Origin of the sequence: Leptospira sp. WS58.C1 (genome assembly GCF_040833995.1) — a bacterium.
GTDB classification, from domain to species: domain Bacteria; phylum Spirochaetota; class Leptospiria; order Leptospirales; family Leptospiraceae; genus Leptospira_B; species Leptospira_B cinconiae.
This window is the reverse complement of record NZ_CP162137.1, coordinates 3154018-3168868: the sequence shown is the minus strand read 5'-3', so window position 1 is coordinate 3168868 and position 14851 is coordinate 3154018. Positions and strand designations below refer to the sequence as shown.

Here is a 14851-nt window from a genome sequence, read left to right as displayed (position 1 = left end):
CTCTATGTTTCATTTTTTTTACGTATTTTTATTATAGCTATTCTCGCCGATCAATTGTTCATATTTTGATTTTTTTCAAAAAAGTCTGGTAAAGACAAGCTGCTTCAATTTCACTAGCCAATGGATACTTTCGACTGACGTCGGAAAAAGTTACGGAATTTTTTTCTGTTTCCGATTCTCGGTTTTTATTCTAAATAGAATGGATCCTACCATGCGAGTATCAATGAATTTAAAAACGAAACAATTTCTTTCCAACCTTCCTTACGATCTTTCCTCGAGTATCGCAGTTTTTTTAGTAGCAATCCCTCTTTGTTTGGGGATCGCTCATGCGTCCGGGGCTCCTTTATTTTCCGGAATTATTTCCGGTTTTATAGGTGGGATCGTAGTAGGAACTTTCAGTAAATCCGCCTTAAGTGTATCGGGACCGACGGCCAGTTTGACAGCGATCGTTCTTTCCGGTATCAAAGACTTAGGGAGTTTCGACGCATTCCTTCTTGCGTTGTTTCTTGCGGGAATGATCCAAGCTTTGCTTGGGTTCTTAAAAAGTGGAGCATTAGCCGCTTATCTCCCTTCGGCTACCGTTGTAGGAATGTCGGTCGCGATCGGTTTACTTCTGATCATCAAACAATTGCCTCACTTGATCGGTTACGACGTAGAAGAGTTCGGAGTAGAGGAATTCGATATCACTAAAGAGGATATCAACGAAACCTACCACGATCCTCATGAATCAAAGGAAACAAACTCTTTGACGCTGCTCATGCATGCTTTTCGGAATTTACAAACCAATGTCTTGGTGATCGGAGTGATATCCCTCTTATCTTTCTGGATTTGGGATAGATACTTCGCTAAAAAATTCAAATATGTGCCTGCTTCGTTGGTCGCGATCATAATCGGAACGAGCATGAATTTATTTTTAGGGCATCTGCTTCCTGGCGGAGCTCTTAGCCAGGACCATTTGGTCACTCTTCCTATTTTTAAGAATTCTTCCGAACTGTTTGCTCATTTGGATTTTCCGAACTTCTCCTATTGGGACCAGAGCCCCGTATGGATCTTAGCATTAACCATCGCGTTTGCTTCTTCTTTAGAGTCCTTACTTTCCGTGGAAGTGGTGGATAAACTGGACGAGGAGAATCGAAAAACTCCCATGTCCCGGGAGTTGATTGCCCAAGGGTTGGGAAATATGGCCTGTGGACTCGCAGGTGGTATTCCTATTACTAGTGTGGTGGTCAGAGGTACCGTAAACGCTTCTTCCGGTGCAAAGACCAAGTTTTCGGCAATATTCCATGGAGTTTGGATAGGGATAAGTGTATTACTTTTTCCTAAATTTATGAATAACATTCCGTTAGCATCTCTTGCTGCGATATTGACTTTTACAGGTCTCAAACTCGCAAAACCGGAGATTGTCCGCCTAATGTTCCAAAAGGGATATTCCCAGTTCTTACCTTTTTTGGTGACCGTAGTCGTTACGTTCTTCACGAACGTTCTGATCGGGACATTCTGCGGGATCTTGGTGGCTTTGGGCTTTGCTTTATATAGGGATAACCAAGGTGCTATCATCATGGTCGAAAACCATGGCAGATTTCGAAGGATCATGCTAGGGGAAATTCTCGGATTTTTGCATAAGGCCCGTATTAAAGCCGTCTTAGAGGAGCAACCTTCCGGGATCACCTTGGAGATAGACGGAACTAGAACACTTCATATGGATCAGGATATTCGAGAACTGATCCACGACTTTAGAAAAAATGCCCACCGTAAAGGAATAACGGTGATTTTAGGAGGGATACCGAATATGGAAAATGATATCGAATCCTTGAAAAAAGAGATGAGCGAGTCTTATCAAAAATTATTGAGAAATAACCAAGAATGGGTTGAGGAGAAGACTGCGGAAGACCCCGAGTTTTTCTCCAGGCATGCGGAAGGACAAAGGCCTCAAACATTGTTTATCGGCTGTAGCGACTCACGTGTACCGGTAAATGTGATCACTAAGACGAATCCCGGAGAAATTTTCGTAACCAGAAATATCGCCAATGTGGTTTCGGTCGACGATATGTCCCTATTCAGCGTGGTCCAGTACGCGATCGATGCATTGAACGTAAAACATATCATTGTTTGCGGTCATATCGGTTGTGGTGGGGTTAGGGCAGCTCTTCAAGGAAAGTCCACCGGTCTTATAGATAATTGGATCACTCATATTAAGGATGTGTATCTTAAACACAGGGACGAATTGGATGCTCTTCCGGAAGATAAAAGAGAAGAAAGGCTGATTCATCTGAATGTTGCGGAACAGGTAGTAAACTTATATAAGACAGGAATGATCCAGACGGCTTTGGCTAAGTATGGTTTTCCGGAAATACACGGTTGGGTGTACGATATCCGTAACGGGCAGATCAGCGAGGTGGATTATAAGGATATTCTACACAAGGAGCTGAGCGGACTGTACGGTTATCCTAAATAGCCGCCGGTTGGTAGAGTAGTTCTTGGACTCTGAGATATTTGTCCATTCCGTTTATCTCCCAACGGACTACTTCTCCCACTCTTGCACCGAGTACTGCGGAACCATGAGCGGAAAAAACGGAAAGTTTTCCGTGAGAAGCGGCATTCTCAGTATATTCGTCAGGATATACTAAGGTAAATTGGAATGCCTCCGCGTTACCCAAATCTTTGAGCACGAATTTGGAATTCATAGTGATCAGGTCTTGGGGAACTTGGTTCTGATCGATCTTTTTGGCTTTAGATAAAGTCTTACGTATAATTTCTAAGATGCTCGGTTGGACTACTTTGGATTGGGCGGAAACCTCAAGAGTGGAGAGAATCTTTTGATGATCAATCTTAGAAAGAAATCTTTTACCACTCATAACGGACGGTGCCTCCCTTATAAAACAAATCCGAAACTTACATATCCGCAAAATGTACTCAAGCCTTTTTCCTTTTCTTGAATTTTACGAAAATTGCATTCGTTTATGCGACATAGAATTCCATTCTTTAGAATAAATTATACTAAACGAAAGATAAGTTTTGTTCGACATAAGAAGAAGACATGTTCCTGACTTTGTTCCAGCCGACTAGAAATAAATCCTTCGCTTTAGTTAAATACCTGTTTCGTCTGGTCCGGAAAGACGTTAGACCCATACTAATCCTTCCCAAAGGAAGTTTGGGTCTCGAAGACGGACTCAGTTTCGGAAGAATGATCTCCAGAATTTCCAATAACCACTCTTCGGCCGTGTTGGGCTTCGCGGAAAATTTTTCCCAAGCAGTTCACTTCTGCAAAGAGATCCGATCCGGTACTCTCGGTCATGCGGGGAGAGAAATTCCTATCTTTGTGGATGTTACTAGACTAACTCTAGGTTCGGGGTCCGATGATCTAGAAAAGGCCATCCTAGGTTTGGGGGAAAATTGGAGCAGGATTTTTCCTCTGACTTGTTTTCTAGAAATTGGGAGGGATAGTTCTAGACTAGAAGAGGCAAGTGGGCGTACTTCTCTCTTCAGAATTTCTTCTTTAGTCATGGAAAGAAAGGGAAAGGACTGGAGGTCTCTCAAGAGTGAGAAGAGGGAAGAAGATCCGTACGGGGATTGGACTTACGAACTGATTTCTGATCTTCTTCCTGACAGAGGCGTTTGAAATTTTTTTCCAAGTATGAATCGGGACCGGTTGGGACGGGTCTTTTTTTTTGGGGGCCCAGCTAGGGGGTATTTCATATTTTTAATTGAAGTTTTTTCGATCTCGGTCTTGACTGATAAAAATTTTGCCCCTAATGGGGAAGAGCAGGTTTATCTTGCATGATCGAAAGACGCACGAACAAGTTCGGGGAAAACGGAATCTTCGCCTCTCAACCAATCGCTAAGGGAACATTATTGTTCAGCTACAGTGAATGGATCGAAGATGAGGAATTCGGATGGAAAGTACTCTCCGTCTCGGAAGCCGATGAACTTCCGGAAGAGGAGAAGGAAATCTTCATGAAATACGGCTATGATGTAGACTTTGGCCTAGTCACCGGCCCCTCCGGACCTGAATTTGTTATCAATCACTCCAACTTTATGAACCATTCCTGCGATCCGAATATGTGGTACGATCAAACGGATAATATTATAGCCAAAAGGGATATAGAAGTTGGGGAAGAACTTACCATAGACTACGGTAACTTTGTAGTGAACTTTGACCAGACTTTCGAATGTGCTTGTGGTGCGACCAACTGCCGCAAATTCATCCGTAAGGATGATTGGAGACTATTACTACCTCAGTATAATCTCAATTTTCCTACCTTCATGCATAAGGAAATTAAGAAGATCTTGGTAAAAGTCCCTGCTTAAGGGACTTTCTTGTTTCTAGATCCGGGATCATTTTCTGATCCTGGATTGCCTTCTCCATAGGATGCGGGCAAAACTTTCTCCTTCCTGCCCGGACGTTTTCCACAGCTCCGGATCGCTTGTCTTACGGGCATTTTCTATCGTATAAAAGGCTCCAGGAGCCGTTTCTTTCAGTATTCCAAGCACTACGGGTATATCCTTTCTCCTTAATAAGGATAGAATGACTTTAACAGGTCCTCTCACTCCTTGGGCTTCCACGGTTGTTGTGCGGTAACCTGCTTGGGCCAGGTTCTGGACGATCTCTTCTCCTTTTTCCGGAACGATGATACGGATGAGTGAATGTCCTAGGGCTAGTTTTTCTTCGACTACCATTCCTAAAAAAGTGCCGGTAGCAAATCCACCCGCATAAGCTATATAGCAGAATACATTGCTTAGGTTTCTCATGATCTGCGTGATTACGATCAACCAGAGAAGCACTTCTACAAAACCAAGAAGGGCCGCCAGGATCTTTCTTTCCCTGGAGATGAGTATGATGCGGACAGTACCGATGCTTACATCCGTCATTCTGGCAAAATAAATTCCGAGGGGTAAAATTAGATAATCGAAGACCCAGTCAGGCATTCGATTATACTGGAGGAACCTTAGCGCTTGACCAGCAATTTACGGTTTGCAGTACACCTCGACGGTTTTGGTTGTATAGAAGGGGCCGATCAGTGTATGAATGACTAGGTCCACAAATCCTGTCTTGATGATCACTTCAGGATGGTTCCTGTCGCAGTTCGCTTCCATCGGTGCAGTAGTGGAATAGATCCCGAAAACGGTACTTCCTTGTTTAGCTTTTTTATCCGGACCCGGGGTTTCTTTTGCCAATGCGTATGGAGTATCTTCTCCCTTATGTACCACTGTGGTTGTGTGGCAGGTTACGGAAAATCCAAGGGCCAAAAGTAATATTAGAATTTTGGTTATCTGTAACATTCTATCTCCAATGTCTGCGGGGAATAGATCGCGAGAGTCAATTGCTCCCAAAACCCGTTCCAAAAACTGGTGTACTGATGAACAGATCTAGGTCCTTCTGCGCAGTATTTAGAAGTGTCTAAGACCAGGTTTCCCGGATACAGTCCGAAGAAGTAGTAAGTATGTTGGACCTTATGGACTTCTCCCCCTTGTTCCGCCTGGGCCGACCTTAGATCCAAAGCACGTTTACATTCTCTGGAAGTAGGATAGATCCTACATGCTTCCGGAGGACTTTGAGGATAACGGACCATTGCATGTCTGCAAGATTCTCCGAATCCCAAACTTAAGAGTACGATCCCGAGTATTGGTAGAATTTTATCTGCGCGCAACTTCTTCCTCCCAAATTACCGAGGCATACCCTGGGCCATGCACGGCGGCGAATATTCTATAAGAAAGAACTTCCGATGGATCGGTAGAAAGGTGGTTTAATACCAAGGAATAATCTCCTTTTTCGGGATTATTTATTTCGAGTTTGCAAGGAGAAAGTTGGCTGATCTTATCCCCACATTGTATCTTAGAATCGAATAAGATCCCTTTTCTGGACAAGGACACTCCCAGGTCCGGTTTATCCGTTAATACTTCAATGGTTAAGGAAACCCGATCCGCTTGTTTGATCCTAAATCTATATTCCCAAGAGCCGGATAGAATCGTCCCGTCCACCTGAGCTTGGAAAGCGGAAGTTTCCGCTTTGGCGACTTTTTCAAAACGTAACGGCTCGTATCTTTGGTCTTCCCTACAATTATTGAGAAGTACCAAAGAGAATAAGCCGCATACGAAACTGATGCCTAATATCTTTTTCATAAGTTTTGCTGTCTATATACTCTGACGGGTGTATTGTTCTTTCCAACACTCACATAGAGATAATAGACTCCGCCGGTGTATACGGAAACAGCCGAAAATATCTGCTGCACATTGGTAGCATCCGTAAGTCCGCCATTTGCCACCTGAGTCCATACGTTAGAAGCGGATCCAGGGTTGGCCGTATTCGTGCGATAGATACGGATACCGTTCGGGTTATCGAATCCTACATAAAGATAAGATCCGTTTTTAGCCACCATTGTGATCGTCTTGTTCGTGGAATCTCCGAAGTTGGTGATACCGTTTCCGTCATCTCCCACTACCGTCCAGTCCCCGGCATCACATTCAGTGCTGCCCCCGGTGGCGGTAGGATCACATTTCCAAAGTTGAGCTCTTCGGTTCGTATCCGTTCCGTCGGTACATCCTGCTACGGTTCCGGCAGATGTGCGGATCCCGGTTGCCTGCGTTCCTTGGATACAGATGGTTCGAGTAACATACAGTCTATCGTTGTATTCCGCAAATTGAGCGAATGCTCTATCTGCTGGGATCAGATCGTAGAATTTTGCAAGTTCCAAAGAGAACCAATTATTCGTGGTGCTGTTATGCCATTTTTGGTTGGATCTTGGTCCTACTTCTGTCCAATCCGCACAAGTGTTCTTAGTGGAACAAGCGGTTGTCGGGTTTGCCGAATTGGAACGAATGATCGAACCGTTGTGGCCAACCGCATGAAGGCCGCCATTTGCAGCATAGATCCTATTCTTAAAGACTATGGAAGAATCTACTCCGATATAATATCCCCAGTTCGGACTGCTGTTTACGTTACCGTTTCCTCCGTTGGAAGGGCCCCCGAAATACGGCATATAATCGATACGTATTCTTCTACCGTTACTACCATCATACGCATCGCAGTTGGAGCCCGCAGTACAGTTTCCTGTTCCTGTGTCTGCCGTATTAAAGGTGATAAATCCGAAGTCAGGGGCATTCAATCCCCCGCCGGTTCCACTTCCATCATTACTTGGTTTAGCAAAACCGGGGAATACTCGATCGTTCAGAACGCTGATAGAAGAAGTACCTGCAGTTACAGTTCCGGTGATAGAGCCCATATCTATGTATTTGTAATTTAGGTTCGTGGAAGTATCGTTCGAATAGTAGATATAATCGAAGTTGTAATTCGACCCACTCGGAACAGTTCTTGCTGCCGCGATGAAGATATAAGGGTTACTTGCCAAAGAACCGGTGGTAAAAATTCCTCTTCCACTTTCATTGTCCGGACCACAACCGTTTGCCAAAGTTGCATCATTTTGGGTACAGCCTGAGTGTCCTAAGGTCACATAAGGTGGAACTGCGATACTATTCTCGCGAGTGGTCGCGGAGTTGGAACTAACGTTGGAAGAATCGGAATTCTGACCATTCGTATCTTTTACAAAGGAGAATTGGACCGATTCTGGGTTGGAACCGTCGTAAGCAAAACGTAATGCTCCGTTTCCTGCGTTGTTTGGTCCCGTATAGATCTTACTATTGAAGTCCGCCAGATATCCGAATGTAGAACCGTTCGGGTCGATAGAGATCGGACCGTCCTCAAAGTTTACAGGAGAAGTTCCACAACCTAAGAAGGAAGCCCGGTCTCTCGGAGAAGATTGGATGTTTTCAGAATCTCCGGAATCACGGATAGATCCCCAAGAAGTATTGTCGAACCCATCACCGTTTACGTTATTCGCGGCTATGATCGTATATTGTGCGCCGGTCTGCAATAGGCTATGAGTCACACAAACTTTTGCGGAATCCGCTGCCGCTCCACCGCAAACTATACCATCTAGTATCTTAGCGGAACTGATGGTGCCTAGATCCGTGGTTCCGACAAAAGCGTAACGGTTCGAACATTCCGAAGTACTGCTACATTCTGCGGAGCCGTTCACATTGTTTCCGGATTTGATCGGTTTGGAGAAGTTGATGATCACGGTTCCAGTGCTTGCGCAAGAAGCGGAGCTGACTTTCAACTGCTCCTGTCCCACGAAGTCTCCGTAGTTCGCACAACCTAAATTGTTCGGACTTGCGGAAAGGTCTTGGATGCCGCTCTTATTCACGATTACGGTATAGTTGGTTCCGGAATTTTGTGAAGAAGCCAAAGTCAAAGTATAGATCGCGCCGCTTCCGCTTACGGAAGAAACCGAAATATTGGAAGTCGAGGAGAAGTTACTATTATCCGAACATGAACCGCTTACCGCAGAGGTCAGGGCCAATTTATAATTCGAAGCGGTGGTTGCTTGAGTGGAGTCCACCGACTCGGAGAATGTTACCCTCACGGTCGTCGGGCTCAAAGAAACCACATTAGACACTATTGGAGCTGTGGTATCCAAGAATACCACGGTCAATTGAGTATTTCCACTGACTGAACCGCTGGTCGCAGAAATAGTGATCGTTCCTGCCGCCACACCAGTAGCTCTACCTTCCGTTCCGGAAGCATTGCTGATGGTAGCCTTACTCGTATCGGAAGAAGCCCAGGTAACGGATGTTGTCAAATTCTGGGTTGTGGAATCCGAGTAAGTTCCGGTCGCAGTGTAATCCTTGGTTTGAGTCGTATATACGTTACTATTCGTAGGAGACACCGCAATAGATACTAATACCGCAGCAGTCACAGTAAAGTTGGTAGAAGAAGATACGGAACCTAAAGTCGCAGAGATCGTACTTGTCCCAACCGCAACCGCAGTGGCCACACCTTCGTTGCCGTTCGAATTGCTGATCGTAGAAGAAGAAGTATTGGAAGAAGCCCAGGTAACCTGAGTGGTAATATCCAATGTGGTCGCATCGGAATAAACACCATTTGCCGTAAACGGAGTCGTATATCCTTTCGCCAAACTAGAGTTAGTTGGTGTAATGGTGATACTATCCAGGACTGCAGCAGTCACTGTAACTGCCGTATCCGTACTAGTCACGGAGTTATAAGTTGCGGAAATTTGGGTGCTTCCTTCCTGTAGAGCGGTTAATCTACCGTTTGACCCCGAAGTATTGCTAACGGTTGCCTTAGTTTGGTCGAAAGAACTCCAGGTCACCTGAGTAGTCAGATCCGAAGTAGTACTATCGGTATAATGACCGGTAGCAGTGAAATCTTGAGTGCGTCCTTTCGCGATGTTTAACGTCGGAGAAGGAGCTATCGTAATACTCGTAAGCGCGGCAGCAGTTACCGTCAACACACTTGCAGGAGAAGTGACCGATCCCAAAGTAGCAGTGATATTAGTGGTTCCTGTCGAGAGTGTTGTAGCAAGACCTTGACTTCCTCCCGCGTTGCTAATAGTAGCCCTGCTTGTATTGGAAGAAGCCCAGGTGACGGAAGTAGTCAGATCCTGAGTACTTGTATCCGTGTAAGTACCGGTAGCAGTAAAGTTTTGAGTGAGTCCTTTGGCAACGTTTGGATTTGTAGGATCCACTTGGATAGAGACTAAAGTGGCCGCAGTCACGGTCAAATTTGTATTACCGCTAATACTTCCCAAGGTTGCGGAAATATTGGATGTTCCTAAAGAACCATTATTAGGAGAAGTTAATGTCTTTTTAGGAGCGGCTGTCAAAACTCCCAATTGGATGATGGATGTCTGAGAACTTCCCCAGACTACCTGGTCGGTGATATCCGCAGTAGTCCCATCCGAATAAGTGCCCGTAGCTTCCGCAAGGGTAGAAGTTCCTTTCGCGATGGAAGAATCGGTTATATGCACTTCGATGGAATCCAGCACCGCAGAAGTTACCGTAAACGTGATCGAATTGGAGACGGAACCTAAGGTTGCAGTGACTGTCGCAGATCCGACGGAAACGCCTGTACCCCTTCCTTCCGTTCCGATTGCGTTACTAACTCCAACAGTCGAATTGCTGGAACTAGACCAGGTCACCTGAGTGGTCAGATCCTGAGTAGTGCTATCCGAGTAAGTTCCTGTAGCGCTTAAATTTTCGGATCTACCTTTTGCAACGCTCGGATTGGAAGGAGTGATCGTAATCGACTGTAAAACCGCAGCGGTTACCGTCAGAGTGGTAGAAGGGGAAGTGATCGATCCCAAAGTTGCCGTGATATTCGACGATCCAACCGCCACACCAGTAGCTCTACCTTCCGTTCCGGAAGCATTACTGATAGTCGCCTTACTCGTATCGGAAGAAGCCCATGTAACGGATGTTGTCAAGTTCTGCGTGGAACTATCTGTGTATGTTCCGGTTGCCGTAAAGTCCCTGGTCAGCCCTTTTGCCACACTTGGATTCGTGGGGGTCACCGCTATGGAGACCAAGCTTGCAGCAGTAACGGTGATATTCACAGTTCCACTGATACTTCCTGAAGTTGCGGTGATGGTTGATGTTCCTAAGGATCCATTATTAGGAGAATGTACCTGCTTTTTAGGGGTAGCCGTTAAACTTCCCAATTGCAGAACGGAAGTCTGAGAGCTGCTCCAAGAAACGGAACCGGTGATATTTTGAGAAGTTCCGTCAGAGTAAACTCCTGTTGCTAAGATTGTGGTGCTTGTTCCTTTTGCGATGGAAGAATCATCTGCAGTCAGTTGGATAGAATCTAGAACTGCTGCTGTTACGGAGAAGGAAACGGTTTCCGAAATCCCACCTATTTCCGCGGTGATATCCACTGTTCCTACATTAATACCGGAAGCCCTACCTTCAAATCCGGAACCGTTATCCACGGTTGCGATAGAAGTATCATCGCTGGACCAAGTAACTTGATCTGTGATGGTTTCATTATGACCATCCGAGAAAATACCTGTAGCAACAAGATTTAAGTTTCTCCCCTTAGGAGCGCTCGGGTTTGAAGGGGTAATAGAAATACTTTCCAAAACCGCGGCGGTGACGGTTACATTCGTGCTTCCAGTTATGGAATTTAAGGTAGCATTGATGGTAGAAGTTCCCGTATCTTCCGTAGATAAAAAGCCTCTTGATCCTGCAGTGTTACTGATAGTGGCAACAGTGATATCGGAAGAACTCCAAGTTACGGAATTCGTTATATCTTGATTGGAACTATCCGAATAAGTTCCGGTTGCTGTATACTGTTGGGTTTTTCCTAAAGCTAAAGAATTGTTAGTAGGTGTTACTGCAATAGAAACCAAAGCAGCCGAACTAACCGTCAATGATAAATTAGTTGCATTTAATGAATTATAAGAAGCCTGGATCGTAGTAGTTCCTGGATCCATTGCAGTCACAAGTCCTGAAGAATCAATGGTAGCGACAGTAGAACTTCCCGTGCTCCATGTAGTATTCGGATCGTTAGTCAGGTCTTGGTTAGAACCGTCCGCAAAATTACCGGTTAAAGTACACTGCCTAGTAATACCTTTGGGCAGACTATCCGTTTGGTTTAAGCAGGAAATGGAAATTGTACTTAAGGGCGCCGAAGTAACCGAAAGAGAAATTTGTGCCGTTTTATTTTCGTAAGTGATGCCGATATCCGCGGTACCTACATTCATACCTGTGGCTTGTCCACCCGCTGCCATAGAAATAATGTTGGAATCGCTAGTGCTCCAAAGAGCGTCTGCAGTGATATCTTTATGAGTTCCGTTGGAATAAGCAGCAGTCGCAACCAATGACATACTTGTAGTCTTGGCAAAACTGGAACTAGGAGAAGAGATCTCAACTCTGCTTAAAGTAGGAGTTCCTCCACCCGGAAGGAAGAATAATCCACCTCCACCTTTTTTTCCCGCCGCGAGCCCGACAGCTCCGGTAAGTAAAGGCCAGGCAACACATCCTTGGAAAAGAAAGAATGAACACGCTAGCGCGGCGTAGAATTTTTTGGTGGGGTTGATTCCGGAGTTCATATATATCTCTTTGGAAGATAGTTGCTATTCTTCTACTATCGACCTAATTCTATCGGACGATACATATCTAACGACTATTTCAAGAAAAAATAAATAATAAGGGCTAGTTTTGTAAGTAAATACTTACATGCTCCGAGGGAGTTGCCCGGGAGAAGTTAAAATGCGCAGAACTTGTTTTAATTACTAAAAACTATCACTTGAGTGGGTAGAAACTATCCGGGAGTGTTGTTCTGCCGTTTGCATCCAAGATTGGTTACTCGTAAATATTATAAAATTCGACTATAGGATCGAAAATATAATTTAAAAATAAGTAAGTAAATGAATAATTACATTCTGCGGCTTGTGTGAAGGCATATCTGTACCTTTTCCAAGTTAATTTACTTAGACCTTTGACTCGGATTTTCCACAGATACGAGTATTCTTTTTGTGTACGATTTTCGTAATATGATTTTAGAGACAGAATATCGGGTTCGATCTCACCTAACGTCCGGAAGGATCCAGTCCTTATGCGAAAAATCGTCCTTTACCTTCATTAAATCGCGATTCGGATCTATGAATGGAAGGCTTTTTTTACCGTTTAAGGAAACTCTCACCTCGGCAAAAACCGCAATCTCGTCCCCCGTCCTTTTTTTTTCCTTTTCTCCCAAAAAATGAGCGAATTGCAGGATCAGATCCGGTTGGGTGCTCATCATCGTTTTCTGGACTTCGTTCAAATAAGACTCGGGTAAAACGTATTGGATCTCTCCAGTCCGTAAATTGACCAATTGGAAACTAGCGAATCCATTCTTTTGGATCAACATAATATGCCATGCGAATCTAAAACCCTGCTCCGTCCAAAGATGGTTTCCCGGATATAAAAAATGTCTGAGAGGAAAAAACACCTGGATCAAAACATACAGGGAAACGGTCCAAGTTCCGAATTTAGAGGAAAAACGGGAGGTAAAGTCAGCGAGCTTGGTCTCCATACGTTTTCCCCATATATTCGGTTTTTCTAAAGCACCTAAAAGGATAAGTAAAATTTTTGCGGAAAGGAACCGAAAGGTGACGGGAAGTTTATTCCAAACGGTTTTGAATAAGTTCCTTAATTCACCGTAGGGAAAAATCCCTCTTTTTTTAAAAAAACCTCTGACTTTAATCGGCCAATCCGGAGGAAAAAAGAGCAAAGCGGAGAAGATCATGATCCAAGGGAACATCCCGATTGGAAAAAGTCTCCATGTGAGAATATGAAAGATCAGGACAAAACTATAGGCCCAGGGCCTTAGATTTTTTTTTAGAAGACAGAATGGAACGAACAGATCGAAAAATAATCCAGCGTAACTGAAAACATAACCCGCGATCGGATAAGAAAAAAAACCTCCGATCACCGGGAAGTCCGTGTTTCGTACCAACCAAATCCTGAGAGGTTGCGCGGAGAACAACCAATCCGGAACTAACTTCGCTAAACCTCCGAAAAAATAAACACAAGCTATTTGGAATCTTAAGATCCATAAAGACCAATTCGGGACCCTGGGAATACTCCATCTGCCGTTGCGATACGCTTCTAAAAAATGAGATATTGAAAAACAACGATCCGCCGGGATCCAAAACAAAAGGAATAGTAATAAAAAGACCAGATAATAATGGTTCAGATAGGTGGAAACATCCAGAAGATTAAAATAGGAAAATCCCAACCAATAAACGAAAATCGAGGTCCTATACAATACTCCCAGGGAAATAAACGCGGAAGAAATACATAATATTATAAAAATAAAATATAATATGGGCCCGGGAGCGACTCCCACCCAGGAAAATCCGAAATGTTTGAAATGAAAACCGGGTTCTATAAAGTATTTTTGCACCCAACCGTAATGAAGATAACGGGCCGAGATAAAAAATAATAGAATGCCGAACCCGAATCTGAAAAATCCCAAGGACCATGCGGGGGATTGTTCGAACAGTTCGGACTTGTATCGATTCCAAAGAGACAAGTTGGATTCCTTTTTCTATTTATTGAACGGATCGAATAAAACCGTTTCCTAGATCGATCCAATTACCATTCAATTTGTTTTTTCCCAATCGAGCAAGCATTCCGGGAACTTCTTTGAAGTTAGAAGGAAGAATTTCTTCTAAATGAAAAATATACTCTCCTTCACTTTGATAATTATCAAAACAAACGGAACTGGCGCCTTCTGAAAGTAATTTTTTCCCTCCTTGGTTTTGGGTTTGTAGAGGATGATCAAAAATGTAAACGTCACGATCCTGAGAAATTGCATTGGATGCGGAAGATAGGGCTCCGCTTTTTGAAGGAGCTTCCATTACCAAAAGAGAAGGGGAGATCCCTGTGATGATCCTATTTCTTTTCGGGAATGCATACTTTCTAACTTCGAAACCGGGAGGACATTCGGTGATCACCAAAGCATTGCCGGAAGATTTCATTCTTTTATACAAATTCCTATTTTCGTGAGGATATTCCTTTTCCGGACCGGTTCCCATTACTCCCATTACGGGCATTCCTTGGTCTAAGGCTAAAAACATTGCGGCTGCGTCCACTCCTAATGCCAAACCGGAAACGATACCTTCCAGTCCGATTGAATGTACAAAATCAGGAATAAATTTAGAATAATGTAATGTGATTGGGGAAACCTTTCTTGTTCCTACAACCGCCAAATAGGAAAGTTTTAACAGTTTTGTATTGCCGAAACAGAATAAATTCGGAGGAGGATCGTAGATTTCCTTTAGGAGAGGGGGATATTCCGGGTCAAAATAAGAAACGATTTCCGCTCCTAATTTTTTTAAGGAAGAGAAATAATTTTTAGAATCGGATCTTACTTTTTCCTTTAGATCTTTGGGCAGTAATTCTTCCATTTTCCGGAGAACCTCCGACTCGGAGAGACTCTGGGATAAATACCTGGACCTACTTAAGATCTTATGAAGATTCGGAGAAGAAAGAGAAAGAAAATCCATAG

General features: G+C 44.0%; 11 protein-coding genes. 3 read left to right on the top strand and 8 right to left on the bottom strand.

What is annotated here, in order from left to right; all coding sequences use genetic code 11:
- Positions 1-223: 223 nt before the first annotated feature.
- Positions 224-2455, top strand: coding sequence for a SulP family inorganic anion transporter (locus AB3N61_RS14550; RefSeq protein ID WP_367897930.1), 2232 nt, complete (start codon positions 224-226; stop codon positions 2453-2455).
- On the opposite strand, the gene AB3N61_RS14545 is transcribed toward AB3N61_RS14550, so the two are convergent.
- Positions 2448-2855 (bottom strand): GreA/GreB family elongation factor, encoded by a 408-nt coding sequence (locus AB3N61_RS14545; protein WP_020770412.1) that lies wholly within the window; start codon positions 2853-2855, stop codon positions 2448-2450. The genes AB3N61_RS14550 and AB3N61_RS14545 overlap by 8 nt on opposite strands.
- 182 nt (positions 2856-3037) lie before the next feature.
- On the opposite strand from AB3N61_RS14545, the gene AB3N61_RS14540 reads away from it, so the two are divergent.
- Positions 3038-3619, top strand: coding sequence for a hypothetical protein (locus AB3N61_RS14540; RefSeq protein ID WP_367897929.1), 582 nt, complete (start codon positions 3038-3040; stop codon positions 3617-3619).
- Positions 3620-3777: 158 nt separating this feature from the next.
- A complete protein-coding gene (locus AB3N61_RS14535; protein WP_020770497.1) occupies positions 3778-4308 on the top strand; it encodes an SET domain-containing protein in 531 nt (176 codons plus the stop codon).
- A gap of 27 nt (positions 4309-4335) precedes the next feature.
- Here the strand turns inward: AB3N61_RS14535 and AB3N61_RS14530 are convergent, their stop codons facing one another.
- The 7 genes from AB3N61_RS14530 to AB3N61_RS14500 form a co-directional block, all read right to left on the bottom strand.
- Positions 4336-4926, bottom strand: a complete 591-nt coding sequence (locus AB3N61_RS14530) for a DUF2179 domain-containing protein (RefSeq protein ID WP_367897928.1) — start codon at positions 4924-4926, stop codon at positions 4336-4338.
- A 39-nt stretch (positions 4927-4965) separates the two neighbouring features.
- Positions 4966-5280, bottom strand: coding sequence for an LIC_10461 domain-containing protein (locus AB3N61_RS14525; protein WP_367897927.1), 315 nt, complete (start codon positions 5278-5280; stop codon positions 4966-4968).
- Complete coding sequence (locus AB3N61_RS14520) at positions 5268-5648, bottom strand: Bor/Iss family lipoprotein (RefSeq protein ID WP_020770510.1); 381 nt, start codon at positions 5646-5648, stop codon at positions 5268-5270. Before AB3N61_RS14520 ends, AB3N61_RS14525 begins: the two co-directional genes overlap by 13 nt.
- Positions 5635-6120 carry an LIC_10463 family lipoprotein gene (locus tag AB3N61_RS14515; protein WP_367897926.1) on the bottom strand — a complete coding sequence of 162 codons (486 nt, stop codon included), beginning with the start codon at positions 6118-6120 and terminating at the stop codon, positions 5635-5637. Before AB3N61_RS14515 ends, AB3N61_RS14520 begins: the two co-directional genes overlap by 14 nt.
- Positions 6117-11906, bottom strand: a complete 5790-nt coding sequence (locus AB3N61_RS14510) for a beta strand repeat-containing protein (RefSeq protein WP_367897925.1) — start codon at positions 11904-11906, stop codon at positions 6117-6119. Before AB3N61_RS14510 ends, AB3N61_RS14515 begins: the two co-directional genes overlap by 4 nt.
- A 476-nt stretch (positions 11907-12382) precedes the next feature.
- Positions 12383-13873, bottom strand: coding sequence for an HTTM domain-containing protein (locus tag AB3N61_RS14505; protein WP_020770436.1), 1491 nt, complete (start codon positions 13871-13873; stop codon positions 12383-12385).
- Positions 13874-13892: 19 nt separating this feature from the next.
- Complete coding sequence (locus AB3N61_RS14500) at positions 13893-14849, bottom strand: DNA-processing protein DprA (protein WP_367897924.1); 957 nt, start codon at positions 14847-14849, stop codon at positions 13893-13895.
- Between the last annotated feature and the right edge of the window lie 2 nt (positions 14850-14851).